Annotated in this window: 18 protein-coding genes; 1 reads left to right on the top strand and 17 read right to left on the bottom strand. The window is 63.2% G+C overall.

The features are described from left to right. Positions 1–8: 8 nt before the first annotated feature. From M2361_RS21810 to M2361_RS21830, 5 genes are all read right to left on the bottom strand, one after another. Positions 9–1,835 carry a bifunctional aspartate transaminase/aspartate 4-decarboxylase gene (locus M2361_RS21810; RefSeq protein WP_100857183.1) on the bottom strand — a complete coding sequence of 609 codons (1,827 nt, stop codon included), beginning with the start codon at positions 1,833–1,835 and terminating at the stop codon, positions 9–11. 25 nt (positions 1,836–1,860) lie between these two features. Beyond that, positions 1,861–3,552, bottom strand: coding sequence for an aspartate-alanine antiporter (aspT, locus tag M2361_RS21815; protein ID WP_259251754.1), 1,692 nt, complete (start codon positions 3,550–3,552; stop codon positions 1,861–1,863). 197 nt (positions 3,553–3,749) lie between these two features. Beyond that, positions 3,750–4,679: an electron transfer flavoprotein subunit alpha/FixB family protein gene (locus tag M2361_RS21820; RefSeq protein WP_054423708.1), complete on the bottom strand. Its 930-nt coding sequence runs from the start codon at positions 4,677–4,679 to the stop codon at positions 3,750–3,752. Continuing rightward, entirely contained in the window at positions 4,679–5,428 is a 750-nt protein-coding gene (locus tag M2361_RS21825) for an electron transfer flavoprotein subunit beta/FixA family protein (RefSeq protein WP_054423710.1), read from the bottom strand. Before M2361_RS21825 ends, M2361_RS21820 begins: the two co-directional genes overlap by 1 nt. Before the next feature lie 70 nt (positions 5,429–5,498). Continuing rightward, positions 5,499–6,422, bottom strand: a complete 924-nt coding sequence (locus M2361_RS21830) for a histone deacetylase family protein (RefSeq protein ID WP_259251755.1) — start codon at positions 6,420–6,422, stop codon at positions 5,499–5,501. Between the two features lie 10 nt (positions 6,423–6,432). Between M2361_RS21830 and mltB the strand changes: the two genes are divergently transcribed. Continuing rightward, positions 6,433–7,587, top strand: coding sequence for a lytic murein transglycosylase B (gene mltB / locus M2361_RS21835; protein WP_259251757.1), 1,155 nt, complete (start codon positions 6,433–6,435; stop codon positions 7,585–7,587). Between the two features lie 93 nt (positions 7,588–7,680). On the opposite strand, the gene cysM is transcribed toward mltB, so the two are convergent. The 12 genes from cysM to hisC form a co-directional block, all read right to left on the bottom strand. Continuing rightward, positions 7,681–8,589, bottom strand: coding sequence for a cysteine synthase CysM (gene cysM / locus M2361_RS21840; RefSeq protein WP_259251758.1), 909 nt, complete (start codon positions 8,587–8,589; stop codon positions 7,681–7,683). A gap of 82 nt (positions 8,590–8,671) precedes the next feature. Then, positions 8,672–9,202, bottom strand: coding sequence for a DUF655 domain-containing protein (locus tag M2361_RS21845; protein ID WP_259251759.1), 531 nt, complete (start codon positions 9,200–9,202; stop codon positions 8,672–8,674). 187 nt (positions 9,203–9,389) lie between these two features. Beyond that, positions 9,390–10,379, bottom strand: coding sequence for an ADP-glyceromanno-heptose 6-epimerase (rfaD, locus tag M2361_RS21850; protein WP_100857188.1), 990 nt, complete (start codon positions 10,377–10,379; stop codon positions 9,390–9,392). Continuing rightward, positions 10,376–11,317, bottom strand: a complete 942-nt coding sequence (gene rfaE1 / locus M2361_RS21855) for a D-glycero-beta-D-manno-heptose-7-phosphate kinase (protein ID WP_259251760.1) — start codon at positions 11,315–11,317, stop codon at positions 10,376–10,378. Before rfaE1 ends, rfaD begins: the two co-directional genes overlap by 4 nt. Beyond that, positions 11,314–12,528 (bottom strand): lipopolysaccharide assembly protein LapB, encoded by a 1,215-nt coding sequence (gene lapB, locus M2361_RS21860; RefSeq protein WP_259251761.1) that lies wholly within the window; start codon positions 12,526–12,528, stop codon positions 11,314–11,316. The genes rfaE1 and lapB overlap by 4 nt, the downstream gene beginning before the upstream one ends. Before the next feature lie 60 nt (positions 12,529–12,588). Then, a complete protein-coding gene (locus tag M2361_RS21865; protein WP_046802729.1) occupies positions 12,589–12,903 on the bottom strand; it encodes a lipopolysaccharide assembly LapA domain-containing protein in 315 nt (104 codons plus the stop codon). Positions 12,904–13,042: 139 nt separating this feature from the next. After that, entirely contained in the window at positions 13,043–13,402 is a 360-nt protein-coding gene (locus M2361_RS21870) for an integration host factor subunit beta (protein ID WP_046802728.1), read from the bottom strand. 3 nt (positions 13,403–13,405) lie between these two features. Further along, positions 13,406–15,118, bottom strand: coding sequence for a 30S ribosomal protein S1 (gene rpsA / locus M2361_RS21875; protein ID WP_006225145.1), 1,713 nt, complete (start codon positions 15,116–15,118; stop codon positions 13,406–13,408). A gap of 259 nt (positions 15,119–15,377) precedes the next feature. Beyond that, positions 15,378–16,088, bottom strand: a complete 711-nt coding sequence (cmk, locus tag M2361_RS21880) for a (d)CMP kinase (RefSeq protein ID WP_259251764.1) — start codon at positions 16,086–16,088, stop codon at positions 15,378–15,380. Between the two features lie 12 nt (positions 16,089–16,100). Beyond that, positions 16,101–17,423 carry a 3-phosphoshikimate 1-carboxyvinyltransferase gene (gene aroA / locus M2361_RS21885; RefSeq protein WP_259251765.1) on the bottom strand — a complete coding sequence of 441 codons (1,323 nt, stop codon included), beginning with the start codon at positions 17,421–17,423 and terminating at the stop codon, positions 16,101–16,103. Positions 17,424–17,428: 5 nt separating this feature from the next. Further along, on the bottom strand, positions 17,429–18,331 hold the full coding sequence (locus M2361_RS21890; RefSeq protein WP_259251766.1) for a prephenate dehydrogenase/arogenate dehydrogenase family protein: 903 nt from the start codon (positions 18,329–18,331) through the stop codon (positions 17,429–17,431). Then, positions 18,328–19,449, bottom strand: a complete 1,122-nt coding sequence (hisC, locus tag M2361_RS21895) for a histidinol-phosphate transaminase (RefSeq protein ID WP_259251767.1) — start codon at positions 19,447–19,449, stop codon at positions 18,328–18,330. The genes M2361_RS21890 and hisC overlap by 4 nt, the downstream gene beginning before the upstream one ends. Positions 19,450–19,458: the final 9 nt, after the last annotated feature.

A 19,458-nucleotide genomic window follows, 5' to 3' on the forward strand; every position in this document is an offset into this window, starting at 1 on the left:
GTGGTTGCCTACTTGCGGGTTGTGGCCTTCTTGGCGGATTTGGCGGCCGTGTCCGCCTGCTTCACCGCTTTCTTCACCGCCGTCTTGGCCACCTTCTTCGCGGCCTTCTTGGCCACGCGCTTGGCGGCGCCGGCCTTCAACGTCTGGCCCTTGCCGGCGGTCGGACCCGAACGCACCAGCTCGGATGCCTTCCATGCCTCGACGTACTCAGTCGCGGACTCGACCATGTACTTGCCGATCTTGGCGTAATCCGCGTCGTCCAGATTGGCCAGCGAGATACGGATCGACCACGGCGGCCCACCGAACCCACCACCGTCCATCAGCACCACGCCGGTTTTTTCAGCCAAGCGGAACAGGAAGTCCACCGGCTCGTAGTTCGAGGTCATGTACTTGCAGAAGGCGTCGCCATACATGACCTTGGCCCACACCATGAAGTCCAGTTCCACGTAATACCAGGCGCGCGCGGGGTCTTCCGGCGGCAGCGGTATGCCCAGCCCACTCCACAGCGCGTCGCGGCGGGCCCGCACGATTTCCATGGTCAGATGCTTGTAGGAGTCCTTCAGATCCAGCAGGTGCGACAGCGCGAAGAACCCCATTTGCACTTGTTGCGGCAGCGACAGGCCGGCCGTGTGGTTCAGCGCCACGTTGCGGCTGTCGGCCACCATGCGGTCAATGAACTTCAGTTTTTCGGGCTCCATCGTCATGGCGCCGTAGCGCTTGTTCAGCCGCTGCTTCCAGGCCGCGGGCAGCTCGGCAATACGCCGGTCCATGGTGTTCTTCTCGTGCGTGGCGATCACGCCCAGACGCCAACCCGTGCAGCCGAAGTTCTTCGAGAAGGAATACACGCAGATGGTGTTGTGCGGCACCTCTGCCATCAGCGAGCGGAAGTTCGGCACAAAGGTGCCGTACACGTCGTCGGTCACCAGCACCAGGTCCGGATTCTTGCGGATCAAGCGCACGATCTGCTTCATCTCGACCGCGTTGAACGCCACCGATGGCGGGTTGCTCGGGTTCACCGTCACGGCAAGCTTGATCTTCGGATTTTCCAGCTTGGCGATTTCAGAGGCCGGGTAGTGCCAGTCATGCGTGCCGTCGGCGCGCACGCTGCTGGCGTTGATGGCGACAATCTTGAACTGGAAGCGCTCAAGGTGCGCAATCTCGATATAGGGCGTGAACGTCGGCAGGAACAGCGCGATGGTGTCGCCCTGCTTCAACAAGCCGTTCTGCATCAGCGAGTCAAAGATGTAGCACATGGCGGCGGTGCCGCCTTCGACCGGGAACAGGTCGAACTTGCCCTTCGGGGGGCGACCGTCGCACATTTCCTTGATCAGGTAGTCATGCACGATCTGTTCAATGTGCACCAGCGCGCGCGGCGGCACGGGATAGTTGTCGCCGATGATGCTGTCGGTAAGCTCGTGGATCCACTCGTCGGGGTCAAAGCTCTTGATCTTCACGCCGTACTCAAGCACGCCCATCAGGAAGTCGTAGCCGTCCTCGCCCTTGTGCTTGGACAGGAATTTACGCAACCGGTCGGCGCAGCCCTTCTTGGCCGGCATGCCCGCCAAGATGGCGTCATCGCGCACGCGGCGCGCTTCCTTCATGGCGAATTGGCCCATCAGGAAAAACGCGTCACGCGGTTCGGTCGCGATCCAATTCGGATTGCCACGTCCGGCGTTCAACATGGTCAAGGCAGCCGTGTGCTGGTTTTCCTTGGCCAGCGTAATCAGATAATCCTTCAATTCAAACGGAGACAACTGTTCCAGGTCGCGCTGGCGCGAACGGGTCGTTTTCAAAGCCGAGGCCAAACTGACGGTAAGAGGCGAGGTGGTAGCCATTATTCAGTACTCCTGGTTTGGAACGCTAGGTCATGAGCATGACAATGACAATGCCCCAGATAATGAGCAGGGTATTGCCGATCGCATAAGGAACCGTGTAGCCCAGGGCGGGCACCTGGCTCTTCGCCGTTTCCGTGATTTGTCCGATTGCCGCCGTCGTAGTGCGGGCGCCGGCGCATACGCCCAGCACAATGGCGGGATGGAATTTGAAGACATAGCGGGCGATGAACACGCCCAAAATCATCGGCACACTGGTGGCGATAATGCCGGCCACAAAAAGCTTGGCGCCCAATTGCTGGAAGCCCTGCACGAAGCCTGGCCCCGATGTAATGCCGACCACGGCCACGAACGCCGTCAGCCCGACTGATGTCAGGAACCAATGCACAGGTTCCGGCACCCGGCCAAAAGTTGGATGCACCGACCGCAGGTAGCCGAAGATCAAGCCCGAAATCAGCGCCCCGCCAGAAGTCGACAAGGTGATGGGAATACCGCTGACCGTCAGCACCAGCGAACCAAAAAGCCCGCCCAGCAAAATGCCGAAGCCCACGAAGACCATGTCGGTCTGCTCGGTTGCCCGGTCCACATACCCCAGCTTGCCCACGACCCGCTCAACGTCACGTTTCGCACCCAAGACGAAGAGACGATCGCCCCGGTCCAGCTTCAGGCCCCAATTGACCGGCATTTCGTGGCCGCCACGCACAACCTTGCGCAGGAACACGCCACGGCCAAGCTGACGCACGGTCTCGTTTTCCGCCAGTTCCTTGAGGGTCTTGCCGGCCACGTTCTTGTTGGTCAGCACCACCTCGACGATTTCGGCAGGCAGGTTGATCACGTCCCGGTCTTCGACTTCGTTGCCGATGATGGCGCCGGCCTGCAAAACCAGCGCGTCATGGCGGCCCGTCACGCCCAGCACATCACCCGCCTGCAGCACGGTGCTTGAATCGTTGTCGATGATTTGATCGCCGCGACGGATGCGTTCGACAAAGACGCGCGCATCGACAAAGCGCGCCTCCAGGTCGGCGACCGTCTTGCCCACCAGTTCGGTGTGGTCCAGCTTGTAGGCGCGCGCCGTGAATTTGCGATAGCCCGACAGTTCCATGGAATCGCCGCCACCAGACATCTGGGCTTCGTATTCCTTGCACTCTTTGACGATGTCCACGCGCATCAGCTTCGGGCCCAGCGAGGCCAGCAACCACGCGCTGCCGACGGTGCCGAAGATGTAGCAAACGGCGTAGGCCACGGGAATGCTGTCGATCCACTGCTTCTTGGTCGCCGCGTCCACGCCCAGCCCGTTGATCGTGTCCGTTGCCACGCCCATCACGGCGGAAATGGTTTGCGCACCAGCCAGCAGCCCGGCGCCGGTACCGGCGTCAAAGCCGAAACCCACCGCCGTGGCCCAGGTGACCAGCAAGCAGATGACGCAAATGATGACCGCGAAAATGACCTGGGGAAGGCCATCGCTTTTCATGCCGCGGAAAAATTGAGGGCCGACGCCGTAGCCTAGACCGAAGAGGAAAAGCAGGAAGAACACCTGCTTGAGAATCGGGGCGATCGTGATATCCAGTTGGCCGACCAGCACGCCTACCAGCAAAGTCCCCGTTACCGCGCCCAGATTAAACCCGAAGATTTTCTTGGCTCCAATCCAGTACCCCAAGCCCAGGGTAAGGAAAACCGCCAATTCTGGATACTTCCGCAATGTCTCAAAAAACCATTCCATCCCGAATCTCCTTCGTTCTGTACAGGCCGAGCACGTGCGCGAAAAATCCTGCTGCGCGCGAAGCACATTATCAGAATCTTTCAGAAAATCAAAAGAAATACTACAGGCATATCAAATAGTCGAAGAAGATTGCAGACCAAAAAAAACCCCGCGAACCTGCGTCCGCGGGGCTTTCATACCAGTGGAGCTGCTGTGCGTTACAGCGCGCCGGTCAGTTCCGGCACGACCTGGAACAGGTCGCCCACCAAGCCATAATCCGCCACGCCAAAAATCGGCGCTTCGGGGTCTTTGTTGATGGCCACGATGACCTTCGAGTCCTTCATGCCGGCCAGATGCTGGATAGCGCCCGAGATACCGACGGCCACGTACAACTGCGGCGCAACGATCTTGCCGGTCTGGCCAACCTGCCAGTCGTTCGGGGCATAGCCGGCGTCGACCGCGGCGCGCGAAGCGCCCAATGCGGCGCCCAGCTTGTCGGCCAGCGGGTCCAGGATCTTGAAGTTTTCAGCGCTGCCCAAGCCACGGCCACCCGAGACCACGACGCGAGCGCCGGCCAGTTCGGGGCGGTCGCTCTTGGCCACTTCGCGGCCCACGAACGTGGACTTGCCCGAATCGGCAACAGCGGCGATCTCTTCCACGGCGGCCGAGCCACCTTGCGCGGCAACGGCGTCAAAGCCCGTCGTACGCACGGTGATGACCTTGACGGCGTCGGCCGATTGCACGGTGGCAATGGCGTTGCCCGCGTAGATGGGGCGCTGGAACGTGTCGGCGGATTCCACGCCGATGATGTCCGAAATCTGCGCCACGTCGAGCTTGGCCGCCACACGCGGCGCCACGTTCTTGCCCGACGCGGTGGCCGGGAACAGGATGTGGCTGTAGTTCGACGCCACGGCCAGCACCTGGGCAGCAACGTTTTCAGCCAGGCCGTCGGCCAGTTGCGGCGCGTCGGCCAAGAGGACCTTGGCGACACCGGCAGCGGCAGCGGCTTGGTCAGCCACGGCGCGCGCGTTGGCGCCGGCGACCAGCACATGCACGTCGCCTCCGATCTTGGCGGCGGCGGCGACGGCGTTCAGGGTTGCGCCCTTCAACTGGGCGTTATCGTGTTCGGCAATAACCAGCGTCGTCATCAGACCACCTTCGCTTCGTTCTTGAGTTTGTCCACCAGGGCCGCAACGTCGGCCACCTTGATGCCGGCCTTGCGGGCGGGCGGCTCGCTGACCTTCAGCGTCTTCAGGCGCGGCGCGGCATCAACACCCAGTTCTTCAGGCGTGACGGTGTCCAACTGCTTTTTCTTGGCCTTCATGATGTTCGGCAGCGTGACGTAGCGCGGCTCGTTCAGGCGCAAGTCGGTGGTGACGATAGCCGGCAACGTCAGCGTCAACGTTTCCAGGCCGCCGTCCACTTCGCGAGTGACCGTGACTTTGCCGTCGGCCAGTTCAACCTTGCTGGCGAACGTGGCTTGGGGCCAGTCCAGCAGCGCGGCCAGCATCTGGCCGGTTTGATTGGCGTCGTCGTCGATGGCTTGCTTGCCCAAGATCACCAGTTGCGGCTGCTCTTTGTCGACCAAGGCCTTCAACAGCTTGGCCACGGCCAGCGGCTGCAGTTCAGCATCCGTCTGCACCAGCACGCCGCGATCGGCGCCGATGGCCATGGCGGTGCGCAGCGTCTCCTGGCATTGCGCAACGCCGCAAGAAACCGCCACGACTTCAGCGACGGCACCCTTCTCTTTGAGCCGGGTCGCTTCTTCGACGGCGATTTCGTCAAAGGGGTTCATGGACATCTTCACATTGGCGATATCCACGCCAGTCTGATCCGACTTGACGCGCACCTTGACGTTGTAGTCAACGACGCGCTTGACAGGTACCAACACCTTCATCCCGCTGCCTCCAAATGGAAATAAATACCCGGCATGCGCCGGGATCGCATTGCACAATTTTTTCCTGATTCTACAGCTTCGCCAGCGCTCGTATATGCGCAACCACGCTGCGCCCTAGGGCAGATAAGTTGTAACCACCTTCAAGCGTGCTGACGATCCGGCCCTGACTATGCCGTTCGGCCACCTCCACGAGCTGCTCGGTGATCCAGGCGTAGTCGGCTTCCACCAGCCCCATCTGGCCCATATCGTCCTCGCGGTGGGCGTCAAATCCCGCCGACACCAGGATCAATTCCGGGCGGTAGGCCTCAAGCTTGGGCAGCCAGGTGTCGGTCACGATCGTCCTGACCGCAGCCCCCACCGTGTAGGCGGCCACCGGCACGTTCACCATATTGGCCGCCGGTTGCTCGGTACCGCTGTTGGGAAAGAGCGGATGCTGGAAGAAACTGCACATCAGCACCCGCTCGTCGCCCGCGAAGACGTCTTCGGTGCCGTTGCCGTGGTGCACATCGAAATCAACGATGGCCACGCGCGACAGGCCGTGGAAGTCCAGCGCATGGCGCGCTGCGATCGCCACGTTGTTCAAGAAGCAGAACCCCATGGCCTGCGAGCGGCAAGCATGGTGGCCGGGCGGACGCACGGCGCAGAACGCCGTGCGGGCCTCGCCGCCGATCACCGCGTCCACCGCCGCCACACCCGCGCCCGCTGCATACAGGGCGGCTTCATAGGTGTGGGGATTCATCAGCGTGTCCGGATCGATTGGGTAATACCCTTGGTCCGGCGTATGTTCGCGCAAACTGTCCAGATACTGGACGGTGTGCACGCGCAGAAGGTCGTGGCGCGACGCCTGGGGCGCCTGCCGATCGTCCAGATAAGGCATCAAGCCGCTGGCCAGCAACTGGTCGGAAATGGCGTCCAGCCTCTGCGGGCTTTCGGGGTGCCAACTGCCCATTTCATGCAAGCGGCATGTCGGGTGGGTAAGATACATGGTCTCCATAAGGAAGATTATGTTCATCTGTCGGCGATTACTGCAACTCGGAACGCTTTCCGCCCTGCTGGCGGGCTGCTCCACCACCGCTCCCTCCGCTCCAAATTCGCTTTCGGCCCAACCCACGGCCGCCTCCGCCAACAGCGCCATCCGCATCGGACCCACCACGCCGACACCCGGCTCCGAACTGCCGGATGACGCGCCCGCCACGCTGACCGCCACCGGCGCGCTGCGCCCGGAAGTGCGCAGCTTCGTCGAAGAACTGGCAGCCGAGCGCGAACTGCCGCTGGACCCGATGGTCAAGGCGCTTGAGAGCTCGCGCTACAACGCCACGGTGTCGCGCTTGATCGCTCCGTCACCACCGGGCAAGAAAATCTGGCGTAGCTGGCTGACCTACCGGTCGCGCTTCGTCGAACCCAAGCGTATCGGCTGGGGCGTGGACTTCTATAACGAAAACCGCGACCTGCTCAACCAGGCGGCCCAGCGCTTCGGCGTGCCGGCGCCGATCATTGCGTCCATCATCGGCGTTGAAACGCTATACGGCCGCAACATGGGCAATTTCCGGGTATTGGATGCGCTGGCCACGCTGGCATTCGATTACCCCGACCCCAACAAACCCGAACGCGCCACGATGTTCCGGGGCCAATTGGCGGACTTCCTGACGCTGGTCATGAAAGACAAGCTGGAACTTGAAACGCAAGGCTCGTATGCGGGCGCTATCGGCATGCCGCAGTTCATGCCGACCAGCATCATGCATTACGCGGTGGACGGCGATGACAATGGCCACATCAACCTGACGAGCAACACGCAAGACGCCATCATGTCGGTGGGCAGCTTCCTGGCCCAGCACGGCTGGCAGCGCGGTCTGCCGGTGTTCGCGCCGGTGGTGCTTCCGGCCGATCCCACCCCACTGGTCGACGGCGGGCTGGAACCCAAGCAAAGCTGGAGCACGCTTTCGGCGGCTGGCGCGCGCTTGCAGCCAGGCGCATCCAGCGCAGGCTGGAGTTCCCAGCCCTTGGGGGTTGTGGACCTGGTCGAGGAAGCGCGGGGCACGGCGCAATACCGCGTCGGCACACCCAACTTCTTCGCCTTGACCAAGTACAACCGCAGCTATTTCTACGCCACCTCGGTGGCCGATCTGGCCTACGAGATCGAAGCGCGAGTCGCTCGCTGATCAGCCACCCGCTGATATCCCTGCCTGAAAAAAATCGCCCCGTTCATGACGGGGCGATTTTATTGTGGGCTGGCGCTCCGCGATACGGCAGGCTTAGTTGAAGACGCCCGTCGACAGGTAGCGGTCGCCACGATCGCACACGATAAACACGATGGTCGCGTCGTTGACGCGCTCGGCCACGCGCAACGCGGCAACCAGCGCGCCCGCGGACGAGATGCCGCCAAAGATGCCCTCTTCCGCCGCCAGCCGACGGGCCATGGTTTCGGCTTCCGACTGCTCGATGGATTCGTACGCATCCACCCGGCTGCGGTCGAAGATCTTGGGCAAATAGGCTTCGGGCCACTTGCGGATACCGGGGATCTGCGACCCTTCGGCCGGCTGCGCACCGACAATCTGTACGGCCGGATTGCGCGACTTCAGGTAGGTCGACACCCCCATGATGGTGCCCGTGGTGCCCATGGCGCTGACGAAGTGGGTAATGCGCCCCTCGGTTTGCGTCCAGAGTTCCGGACCGGTGGATTCCACGTGCGCACGCGGGTTATCGGGGTTGGCGAATTGGTCCAGCACCACGCCCCTGCCGTCCGCCTGCATCTCGGTGGCCAGGTCGCGGGCATACTCCATGCCACCCTTGTCGGCCGGCGTCAGGATCAGCTCGGCGCCATAAGCCGCCATGGCCGCACGGCGTTCCACCGACAGGTTGTCGGGCATGATCAAGATCATGCGGTAGCCCTTCATCGCGGCCGCCATGGCCAGGGCGATGCCGGTGTTGCCGCTGGTGGCTTCGATGAGGGTATCGCCCGGCTTGATGTCGCCGCGCGCTTCCGCGTGCTGGATCATCGACAAGGCCGGGCGGTCCTTCACGGAACCAGCGGGGTTGTTGCCTTCCAGCTTGGCCAGGATGACGTTGCCACGCGCGGCGCCCGCGGCACCGGGAATGCGCTGCAAACGCACCAAAGGCGTATTGCCGACGGTCTGCTCGATAGTGGGGTAGGTAGTAGTCATGCGAAAGATCATAACTCCGCCCGACAGCGAGCGCGGGCAAAAGCCGCGCTCGTGCCAGGGGTTCCCTGGCAGCCGGCTGGCGTCAGGGCCGACTGGGCGGCGGAGTCGCGGCTTTGCCGGTGGCCGGCCGGTTGGCGGGCTTGCCGGCCGGTTTGGAAGCGGCCGAACTGCTTGGCGCCGCGGCTGGGGCAGCCGGTGCCGAGGCGGCAGTCGCTGCGGCGGCTTGGGTTGCGGCATCCCCTTCACCCACCTGCAAGCCGGCCGCCTCCAGTGCCTTTGCCTTCTTCTCGCCGATACCGCGCACGCGCTCAGCCAGGTCTTCGAACGAATCAAAGCGGCCGCCCCGCTCGCGTTCGTTGATGATGATCTCGGCCGTGCGGGGACCAATGCCGCGGATGGTCTCCAGTTGCTGCGCGCTGGCCTGGTTCACATCCAGCGCCCGCGCTTCGGGTGCGGCGAAACCGAGGCCGCCAATGAGCAGGATCGCACCCAGGGTGTGCTGCCACAAGCGGCGCCCGCCTTGCGTGCCCCCAGCCACCTGACGCGAATGGCGTTTGTGCCAAGGCATGGTCAAGGAGCGCCGGGCGACGGCGGGTACGGAAAAAGCGTTCATGGGAAGTCTCCAGAAAGAATGGGCGCGGCAGGTGCCGAACCACACCCAGATCATGGCTTCCCGCCCCGCTTTTGGGCCGGGCAGTGAATGGAATGATCCACCTCGGGAACTACGCGGGCGAAGCTATACGGAGACGAAAAAAAGCCACCTCAAGGGTGGCTTCTTGTCATGGCGCCTTAGCGCGATATCAACGGCGAGCGCGCCAATACCGTACGTATTCGGCCACGCCCGTTTGCACATCGCGCATCGGCGCCTGAAAGCCGACCGCACGCAGTTGGGTGACGTCGGCCTGCGTATAGCTTTGATAGCGCCCTTTTAGGTCGTCGGGGAACGGGATATAGCGGATCAGGTCCAGTTCCACCAGTTGCGCCAAGGTCAAGTTGGCCTCTCCCCGTTCGGCGCGCAGCGTGTTCACGACCGCGGCGGCCACGTCATTGAACGGCTGAGCACGCCCCGTGCCGCAGTTGAAGATGCCGGACTGCTCGGGATGATCCAAAAAGTGCAGGTTGACCGCCACCACGTCTTCGACCGAGATGAAGTCGCGGCTTTGGCCACCATCCACATAGCCGTCCCAACCCGCGAACAGACGTACGTGGCCGTGCTCCAGGAACTGGTTCATGTTGTGGAACGCCACCGAGGCCATGCGGCCCTTGTGCTGTTCGTGCGGACCATAGACGTTGAAATAGCGCAGGCCCACGACCTGCGCCGTCAGGCTGTCCATGCGCTTGCGCAGCACCTGATCGAACAGCAGCTTGGAGTAGCCGTAGACGTTCAACGGCCCTTCGTTGGCCGGGTCTTCCACATAGACCGACGACGCACCGTAGACGGCGGCGGACGAGGCATACAGGAACGGAATGCGGCGCGCCTGGCAGAACTCGAACAGTTCCAGCGTGACGCGGTAATTGTTGTCCATCATGTAGCGGCCGTTGCGCTCGGTCGTGTCCGAGCACGCGCCTTGATGCAGCACCGCGCGCACCTCGGGCAGGCTTCCATCAGCCACGCGGCGGCGGAAGTCGTCCTTGTCCATGTAGTCGGCGACCTGGCAATCGACCAAATTGACGAACTTGTCGCCCTCGGTCAAATCGTCAACCGCGATGATGTCATGGATGCCACGGCGGTTGAGCCCGCGCACCAAGTTGCTGCCGATGAAGCCCGCGGCTCCGGTTACGACGATCATGAGGATTCTCCTGCCAATTCCGCGGCGGTAACGACGGACGTGCCCAGCTTGCCCACGGCGATGCCGCCGGCCTTGTTAGCCCAGCCCATCGACTCGGCCCACGGCAAGCCGATGGCGCGTGAAACCGCCAAGGTGGCCAGCACCGTATCGCCTGCGCCGGACACATCGAACACTTCGTGCGCCTGCGCATCGATGTGGTCGCGTCCCGCATCGGTAAACAAAGTCATGCCCTGCTCGGAACGGGTCACAAGCAGCGCTTCGAGGTCAAGATTGGCGCGCAATCGTTGCGCGCGCTCGGTCAATTCGGCTTCGGAATTCCAGCGGCCCACGGCCTGCTGCATTTCCGCCCGGTTAGGGGTGACCAGCGTCGCGCCGCGATAGCGCGAATAGTCGTCGCCCTTGGGGTCCACCAGCACCGGAATGCCCGCATGGCGCGCCATGGCCACGAGCGATTCAACGCGCGTCAACACGCCCTTGGCGTAGTCGGACAGCACCACAACATCGTGATTGGCCAGATGACGGGCCAGCGCGGCGTCCACGCTATCCAACGCGGCTTGTTCGGGATGCTGTTCGAAGTCCACGCGCAGCAATTGCTGCTGGCGGCCCAGCACGCGCATCTTCAGCGTGGTGTGCAGGGACGGGTCGGCAATCAGGTCGGTATGGATACCGGCCTCGGCGGACAGGCGGCGGATACTGTCGCCGGCCTCGTCCGCGCCCAGCACGCCCACCAGCGTCACCTGACCACCCAACGCAGCGACGTTGCGCGCCACGTTGGCGGCGCCGCCCAAGCGGTCTTCACGGCGCGCAACGCGCACCACGGGCACGGGGGCTTCCGGCGAGATGCGTTCAACTTCACCGAACCAGTAGCGGTCCAGCATCACGTCGCCAACCACGAGGACGCGGCCTTGCGAAATGGCTTCGGCGGGGAAAGGCTTCATTCAAGTTCTTCCAGGCGGCGCGGCGCATAGGTCTCCCAGGCGTTGCAGCCGGGACATTGCCAGTAAAAACGACGCGCTTGAAAACCGCAACTGCGGCACGCATAGCGGTCCAGGCGTTGCGTATGCTTGTGAATCAGGCTGCGCAGCAGCGTCAGGTCGGCGCCGGGTACCGGCCCCTTTTCGGCGCCACCTTCCGGATTGGCCAGTTCGGCTTCCAACAGGCGGTCCAAGCCCAGCAGGGACGGATGACTGCGCAACGCACCGCGTGCAAACGCCCAGGCGACTTCCGATCCTTGCTGCGCGCGCAGTTCGCGGAACACGACATTAAAGAGATCCAACGAGGCGTGGCGCTGATATTGCTTCATCAGGAAATCCAGGCCCGCCTCGATCTGATTGGCAGCGCGATAGTTGGCCAGCAGTGGCTCGGCCACCAACCCCGCGAATTCGGGCGCGTCGGTCATTACCGATTCCAGGTAGAGCCGTTCGCGCTTCGGGTCCTGCTCCAGCGAGGCCAGGCGGGCGCGCAGCATGGCAGTGCGCACCATGGCGCCCTTGCCTACCGTGGCATCGGTAGTCGACAAGGCGTGGTCGGCGGCATCCAGCGCCTTGTGGGCGGCATCCACGTCCGCGGGCTTGGCCGACAGCGCGGTCTGCGCCTGTTCGCAGTAGTAGTGAACGATTTGCGGCACCGGCTCGTCGACCAGGCCCTGCAAGGTCTTGACCGCTTCGATCGCGCGCGGCCAGTCGTGCTCGGATTCAAAGATGCGGATCAGCGAACGCAGCGCGGGCAGCGCGTAGCGCGTGTCCTTCAACTGCTCGAAACCGCTTTCGGCGCGGTCCAGCATGCCAGCTTTAAGAAAGTCCTGCGCCAGTTCGTGCTGGGCGTGCTCGCGTTCGGCATCGGGCAGGTCGGAACGGCTGAGCAGGCTTTGGTGCACGCGGATGGCGCGCTCCATTTCACCGCGCCGGCGGAACAGGCTGCCCAGCGCGAAGTGCAGCTCCGTGGTTTCCGGGTCCAGCTTGGCGACTTCGACAAAGGCATCGATCGCGCGGTCCGGCTCTTCATTGAGCAGGAAATTCAGCCCCCGGAAATAGGAGTCGGGCAGGCTGCGGGTTTCCCGAAGCATCTGCCGGATATCGAAGCGCGCGGCCAGCCAGCCCAGCGCGAACAACACCGGCACGAAAATCAACCACCAAGGTTCAAAATCCACGGTTCGGGCTCATGCGGTAATTCAGTGCGATATGCGGGACGTGCGGTGATTGGCCCGCCATCAGAGCGGCGACATCGGTGCAACGGCTTCGGGCGGCACGACGGGCGTGGTGCCGTTGGCGGCGGCCTGGACGCGATCCAGCTCGCGGCGCAAGCGCATGGCTTCGCGGCGGCGGCGCATGGCGGCAGGCACGGTCAACAACAGGCCGAACAAGGCGCCAGCAACGAATACGACCAGCATCACGACGATCAGCGGCACATCTTGCACGACGTAGTCCGCATAGAACTTCACGGCGACGGGATCGGTGTTCTTCAAGGCGAACATCAATACCGCAATAAACACGAGCAATCGCAGGGCCCAGACGAGATAGCGCATGACGCATGCTCCAGAGATTCAAGACTGTCAATTGTAAGCGACGTCTTAACAGTCGAAGGAAAAAAACAAAGCCCCTTGATTTCTCAAGGGGCCTGTTCTCGGTCCGATCTGCCCGTAGGCAGCCCTACTAGCCGATTCGTCAGTGCATGGCGTGCAAGCTTGCCATTGACGTCATCGGTTCACCCGATCCAGAGGACTGGGCGTCCTCATCGTTGCCGCCGACCAGGTCAACCCGCTCGCGCAATTCCTTGCCTGCCTTGAAATGCGGCACCTGTTTACCAGGCACCAGCACTTGTTCGCCAGACTTCGGATTGCGACCGATGCGGGGAGACCGCTGCGACAACGAGAAGCTGCCAAAGCCGCGGATCTCGATGCGCTGACCCGAGGCCAGGGCCTGGGTCATTGCATCCAGCACGGTCTTGACGGCGTAATCGGTGTCGCGGGCGGCCAGCTGAGGATAGCGGGCCGCCAAGGCGGCGATCAGCTCCGACTTGGTCACGAATTAACCGTCGTTGCGCTGTTGGTCCAGCTTGGCCTTCAGCAGCGCGCCGAGGTTGGTGGTGCCGGACGAAGCGCTGGCGTCGGACATGCGCTGGATCGTATCGGCGGTTTCGGCGTTGTCGCGAGCCTTGATCGACAGTTGGATCGAACGCGTCTTGCGGTCGATGTTGACGATCATGGCTTCGATGTTTTCGCCGGCGTTCAGCACGGTGGTGGCATCTTCAACGCGGCCCGAGGAGATCTCGGAAGCGCGCAGGTAGCCTTCAACGTCCACGGACAGCGTAACCACAGCGCCCTTGGCTTCGACGGACTTGATGGTGCCCGGAACAACCGCGCCCTTGTCAAACGTGGCGACGAAGTTGTTGAAGGGGTCGCCTTCCAGCTGCTTGATGCCCAGCGAGATGCGTTCCTTGTCGGTATCGATGCCCAGAACCACGGCTTCGATCTCGTCGCCCTTCTTGAAGTTGCGCACGGCTTCTTCGCCCGTTTCCGTCCACGACAGGTCGGACAGGTGAACCAGGCCGTCGATGCCGCCAGGCAGGCCGACGAACACGCCGAAGTCGGTGATCGACTTGATGGCGCCGCGGACCTTGTCGCCGCGCTTGAAGTTCGTAGCGAACTCTTCCCACGGGTTCTGACGGCACTGCTTCATGCCCAGCGAAATACGACGACGGTCTTCGTCGATTTCCAGGACCATGACTTCGACTTCTTCGCCCAGGGTAACAACCTTGCGCGGGTCGACGTTCTTGTTGGTCCAGTCCATTTCGGAGACGTGAACCAGGCCTTCGATGCCGGCTTCGACTTCAACGAACGCGCCGTAGTCGGTCAGGTTCGTGACCTTACCGAACAGGCGGGTGCCTTGCGGGTAGCGGCGAGCCAGGCCCACCCACGGATCTTCGCCCAGTTGCTTGACGCCCAGCGAGACGCGGCTCTTTTCCTGGTCGAACTTGAGGACCTTGGCTTCGACTTCTTGACCCACTTGCAGGACTTCGGACGGGTGACGCACGCGACGCCATGCCATGTCGGTGATGTGCAGCAGGCCGTCGATGCCGCCCAGGTCAACGAACGCGCCGTAGTCGGTGATGTTCTTGACCACGCCCTTGACCACAGCACCTTCGTGCAGGGTTTCGAGCAGCTTTTGACGCTCTTCGCCCATGCTGGCTTCCAGCACCTGGCGACGCGACAGCACAACGTTGTTGCGCTTGCGGTCGAGCTTGATGACCTTGAATTCGAGGGTCTTGCCTTCGTACGGGGTGGTGTCCTTGACCGGACGCAGGTCCACCAGCGAACCCGGCAGGAACGCGCGGATGCCGTTGGTCATGACGGTCAGGCCGCCCTTCACCTTGCCGGTGATGGTGCCGGTAACCAGTTCGCCGTTTTCCAGGGCCTTTTCCAGCTGCAGCCAGGCCGACAGGCGCTTGGCGCGGTCACGCGACAGGATGGTGTCGCCGTAGCCGTTTTCCAGGGAATCGATGGCCACCGAGACGAAATCGCCGGGTTGCACTTCGAGCTCGCCCTGGTCATTCAGGAACTCTTCCAGGGGGATCAGCGCTTCGGACTTCAGGCCGGCGTTGACGACGACGAAATTATGGTCGACGCGCACGACTTCGGCGCTGATGACCTCGCCGGACTTCATGTCCTGGCTCTTGAGGCTTTGTGCGAAAAGGTCGGCGAAACTTTCGCCGCCGGTGGCGGTAGTGGAAACGGAAGACATGGGGTTGAAATCCATTGGGCCGAAATGGCCGTTAAGAACACACCGCAGCGGATTGCCCGCCACAGTGGAGTCAAAATACCTGCCTGCCGGTTTGCCCTGCGGGGTGGCCCGTGGGGGTTGCGCCTGGCTAGGACAGGGCCTAATCAAGTAAAAAATCTTGGCCTGGATGTTTTGGCTTGGCTACATTGGCTGAAACTCACCAATGCCAGGGCGGGTTTCAGTCCACCGGGCTTAGCCCACTGGGTTTGACCCACTGGATTTAACCCACCGGGTTTAACAACCCACCCTTGCCTTTCTCTTGCTGCCAAAAATCCAGTATTGCCTGCACCGTTTCAGCAATCGTCAAATTAGACGAATCCAGTACGTGTGCGTCTGCTGCGGGAGCCAGCGGCGCCGTGGCGCGTTCGGTATCGCGGGCGTCTCGCTCGCGCATGTCTCGCAGAAGGTCGTCTAGATTAGCAGAAATTCCCTTTTCGATCAACTGCTTACGCCGCCTCTCCGCCCGAGCCACCACGTCGGCGACCAAGAACACCTTCAGGGACGCGTCGGGAAAGACCACCGTGCCCATATCTCGGCCGTCCGCAACCAGCCCCGGGGGCAGCCGGAAGGCACGCTGGCGCTCTAGCAAAGCACGGCGCACGCCGGGGAACGCCGCCACGCGGGAAGCAAAATTACCCACTTCCTCGCGGCGAATGTCATGCCCGACATCCTCCCCCGCCAGGTAGACGTGCGGGCCGTCGAATTGAACATCCAGGGTTTCCGCCACGCGCGCGACGCCGGCCTCGTCGTCGGCGGCCACACCCTGCTTGAGGGCGGCCAAGGCGGTCAGGCGGTACAGCGCGCCACTATCCAGAACCGCCCAGCCCAGCGCCTTGGCGACGCGATGCGCCACCGTGCCCTTGCCGGACGCGGTGGGGCCATCGATGGTGATGACGGCGGCGGGGGAATCTGTCGATGAAATCAAAGTCATGTGGAAAGTGCGCTAGGCCGAGACCAGGCTTGCGTAAACATCAAAATAACCCGGGAACGTCTTGCTGACGCAACCGGGATCCATAATCCGGACGGCCGCCGGCCCAAACGCCGCCAATGAAAAGCACATTGCCATGCGGTGGTCATCCCAGGTGCCGATTTGCGCATCGCGCCAGGCATCCGGCGACGGCGGGATGACGCGCAGCCAATCCGGCCCCGACTCCACCTGGGCGCCAAGCTTTTCAAGCTCGGTCTGCATGGCGTGGATGCGGTCGGTTTCCTTCACGCGCCAACTGCCAATATTGCGCAACAGGCACGGGCCGTCGGCATATAGCGCCAGCGCGGCGGCGGTCATGGCCGCGTCCGGGATCAGATTGAAATCCGTGTCGAAGGCTTTCAAGCGCGCACCGTCGGCCACACGCACGCCGGAAACCTCGATCCAGTCGGGTCCGTACGCCACATTTGCGCCCATCTGCGCCAGCGTGTCGGCAAACGCGACATCGCCCTGAATGCTGTCGGCGCCCACGCCCGTTACCCGCAAGGGGCCGCCACCAATCGCGCCAAGTGCCAAGAAGTAAGACGCTGTGGAGGCATCGCCTTCCACCGCGATCTGGCCCGGGCTGCGGTAGCCCGCGCCGCCATCGATCACAAAACGGGTCCAGCCATCGCGCCGCACCTGTACACCGAAGCGTGCCATCAGGTTCAGCGTGATCTCGATATAGGGCTTGGAGATCAGCTCGCCGACCACTTCAATCGTTACCGGCTTACCGCTACGGCCTGCCTGCAAGGGCGCCGCCAGCAGCAAGGCGGTCAAGAACTGGCTGGACACCGAACCCTGCACGCGCGCCACCGCATCGTCCGAGATCTGGCCCTGGCCAATGTGCAGCGGCGGATAACCCGGCTGACCCAGGTAATCAATACTGGCGCCCAGTGCATTCAAGGCGTCAGCAAGATCGCCGATGGGCCGTTCGTGCATGCGCGGCACGCCCGACAGGCGGTAGTCGCCACCCATGAGCGCCAGCGCGGCCGTCAGCGGGCGTATCGCCGTGCCGGCATTGCCCATGAAAAGGTCGGCGCTTTCAACCGGAAAACGCCGCACGCCCTGGACCGTCACGCAACCGGCATCCAATTCAGACACCTGCACGCCCAATTGGCGCAAGGCGCCCAGCATGACGCGCGTATCGTCGGAGTCCAGCAGACCGGTAATGGTGGTGGTGCCCTCGGCAATCGCCGACAACAGCAGCACGCGATTGGAAATGCTCTTGGACCCCGGCAAGGCCATCACGCCCTGCGCCTGCCGCACGCGCGGCAGGTCCAGATAAGGCAAAGCGCCCATGTCAGCTACTCCTTCTGCCAGTTGCGGCGCGCTTGGGCCGCCGTATCCAGCAATGCCAGCAACGCCGCGTCATCGCCGTCGGCAATGGCGCGTTCGGCGCGATCCAGCACGGCGCGCACGTCGGCAAGCTCGGCCAGCATCGCATCGCGATTGGATAAAAAGATATCGCGCCACATCTCCGGCGAACCCGCCGCAATGCGCGTGAAATCACGAAAACCGCTACCCGCGAGGTCAAGCCGGGTGCGGGCGTCAGCGGCCGTGGCCACCTGCTCCATATACACCGACGACAGCAAGTGCGGCAGATGGCTGACGGACGCCAGCACACGGTCGTGCGCGCCCGCATCCATATCGATCACGCTTGAACCGCAGGCCTGCCACGCGCGGCGCACCAGGCTGATGGACGCGGCGCTGTTCTCGGCAAGCGGCGTCAGGATGACGGTGCGACCGGCGTAGAGCTTGGCATCAGCCGCCTCGGGGCCCGTGCGCTCTGCGCCTGCGATCGGATGACCTGGCACGAAGCATCCGACCCGCTCGCCCAGCGCCTCACGCGCGGCATCGACGACTTCGGCCTTGGTGCTGCCCGCGTCGGTCACTACGGTGGCCGAGCCCAGATGCGGCAGCATCCGCGACAACACGTTCTTCAAGCCACCAACCGGTGTGGACAGCAGAACAAGATCAGCCCGCGCCGCCGCGTCTTCCGCGCTGACGGCTTCGTCGATCAGGCCCAGTTCGACCGCCCGCGCCAGCGACGATGCGCTGCGCCCGACGCCCAGCACGCGGCCGACCTGGCCCGCCCGACGCAACGCCGCGGCGAACGACCCGCCGATGAGGCCAACGCCCACCACGGCCAATACAGGAATCAGGGGGCCAGCGGCCCCCTGATCGGTAGAAGGTAACGCGTCGTTCATGTGGCCAGAATGTCGGTCAGGGCATCAATAAAGCGGGCGTTCTCTTCGGGCAGGCCGATCGACACGCGCAACCATTCCGGCAAACCATCGCCCGCGACGGGGCGCACGATCACGCCGCGCTTGAGCAGTTCCAGATTGATGCGGGGCGCATCGCCCACATGCACCAGCACAAAATTGCCATAGCTGGGCACGTAGCGAAGCGCCAGGCGGTCAAACGCGGCGCACAGTTGCGCCTTGCCCGCCTTGTTCGACGCATAGGCTTCTTCCAGATAGGCGGTGTCGCCCAACGCGGCAATCGCGGCGGCTTGCGCCAGCGTGTTGACGTTGAACGGCTGACGCACACGGTTCAGCAAGTCAGTCAGCGGCGGCTGCGACACCGAGAAGCCCACGCGCAGCCCCGCCAGCCCGTATGCCTTGGAGAACGTGCGCGAGATGATCAGGTTCGGGAAACGACGCGCCAGCGCGGTGCTGTCGAAGCGGTATTCCGGATCCAGGTATTCGTTGTAGGCCTCGTCCAGCACGACGGTGACGCGGTCGCCGTGGGCGGCATGCACACGCTCCAGGAACGACGTGACCTTGTCGCCCGACACAAAGGTGCCCGTGGGATTGTTAGGGTTGGCAATGAAAAGCAGGCGCGTGTCATCGGCAATAGCCTCGAACATCGCATCCAGATCATGGCCATAGTCCTTGGCCGGCACCACGATGTGGCGCGCGCCGCGCGCTTGCGTGGCCAAGCGGTAGACCGCGAACGAATGCTGCGCGTATACGGCCGACGAACCCGGCTCCAGCAAGGCCAGCGCCGCGATCTCCAGGATATCGTTCGAGCCGTTGCCCAACGTGATCCAGTTCATCGGCACGCCGTAACGTTCGGCCAGCGCCGCCTTCAGGTCAAAACCATTGGGGTCCGGATAACGGGCCAGGGACTCGGCGGCGGCCAGCATGGCTGCGCGCGCCGACTTGGGCATGCCCAGCGGGTTTTCGTTGGAGGCCAGCTTGACGATGCCGGCCGGGTCCAGCCCGAATTCACGGGCCAGTTCTTCAATGGGTTTGCCCGCCTGATACGGCGCGATGGCGCTGACGTGCGCGGGGGCAACGAGGGGCTTGGATGCGGTGGTCATGGTGTGGAC

The sequence above is a fragment of the Achromobacter sp. JUb104 genome, from assembly GCF_024806975.1.
In the GTDB taxonomy this organism is placed as follows: domain Bacteria; phylum Pseudomonadota; class Gammaproteobacteria; order Burkholderiales; family Burkholderiaceae_B; genus Achromobacter; species Achromobacter spanius.

Excerpts from the sequence above, each read along its gene's own strand:
- hisC (WP_259251767.1), bottom strand. The coding sequence starts at position 19,449 with ATGACCACCGCATCCAAGCCCCTCGTTGCCCCCGCGCACGTCAGCGCC.
- cmk (WP_259251764.1), bottom strand. The coding sequence starts at position 16,088 with ATGACTTTGATTTCATCGACAGATTCCCCCGCCGCCGTCATCACCATC.
- rfaE1 (WP_259251760.1), bottom strand. The coding sequence starts at position 11,317 with ATGAAGCCTTTCCCCGCCGAAGCCATTTCGCAAGGCCGCGTCCTCGTG.
- M2361_RS21810 (WP_100857183.1), bottom strand. The coding sequence starts at position 1,835 with ATGGCTACCACCTCGCCTCTTACCGTCAGTTTGGCCTCGGCTTTGAAA.
- M2361_RS21825 (WP_054423710.1), bottom strand. The coding sequence starts at position 5,428 with ATGAAGGTGTTGGTACCTGTCAAGCGCGTCGTTGACTACAACGTCAAG.
- mltB (WP_259251757.1), top strand. The coding sequence starts at position 6,433 with ATGTTCATCTGTCGGCGATTACTGCAACTCGGAACGCTTTCCGCCCTG.
- M2361_RS21865 (WP_046802729.1), bottom strand. The coding sequence starts at position 12,903 with ATGCGCTATCTCGTCTGGGCCCTGCGATTGCTCGTGTTTATTGCGGTA.
- rfaD (WP_100857188.1), bottom strand. The coding sequence starts at position 10,379 with ATGATCGTCGTAACCGGAGCCGCGGGCTTCATCGGCAGCAACTTGGTG.
- M2361_RS21820 (WP_054423708.1), bottom strand. The coding sequence starts at position 4,679 with ATGACGACGCTGGTTATTGCCGAACACGATAACGCCCAGTTGAAGGGC.
- aroA (WP_259251765.1), bottom strand. The coding sequence starts at position 17,423 with ATGGGCGCTTTGCCTTATCTGGACCTGCCGCGCGTGCGGCAGGCGCAG.
- aspT (WP_259251754.1), bottom strand. The coding sequence starts at position 3,552 with ATGGAATGGTTTTTTGAGACATTGCGGAAGTATCCAGAATTGGCGGTT.
- M2361_RS21830 (WP_259251755.1), bottom strand. The coding sequence starts at position 6,422 with ATGGAGACCATGTATCTTACCCACCCGACATGCCGCTTGCATGAAATG.
- rpsA (WP_006225145.1), bottom strand. The coding sequence starts at position 15,118 with ATGTCTTCCGTTTCCACTACCGCCACCGGCGGCGAAAGTTTCGCCGAC.
- cysM (WP_259251758.1), bottom strand. The coding sequence starts at position 8,589 with ATGACTACTACCTACCCCACTATCGAGCAGACCGTCGGCAATACGCCT.
- M2361_RS21890 (WP_259251766.1), bottom strand. The coding sequence starts at position 18,331 with ATGAACGACGCGTTACCTTCTACCGATCAGGGGGCCGCTGGCCCCCTG.
- M2361_RS21845 (WP_259251759.1), bottom strand. The coding sequence starts at position 9,202 with ATGAACGCTTTTTCCGTACCCGCCGTCGCCCGGCGCTCCTTGACCATG.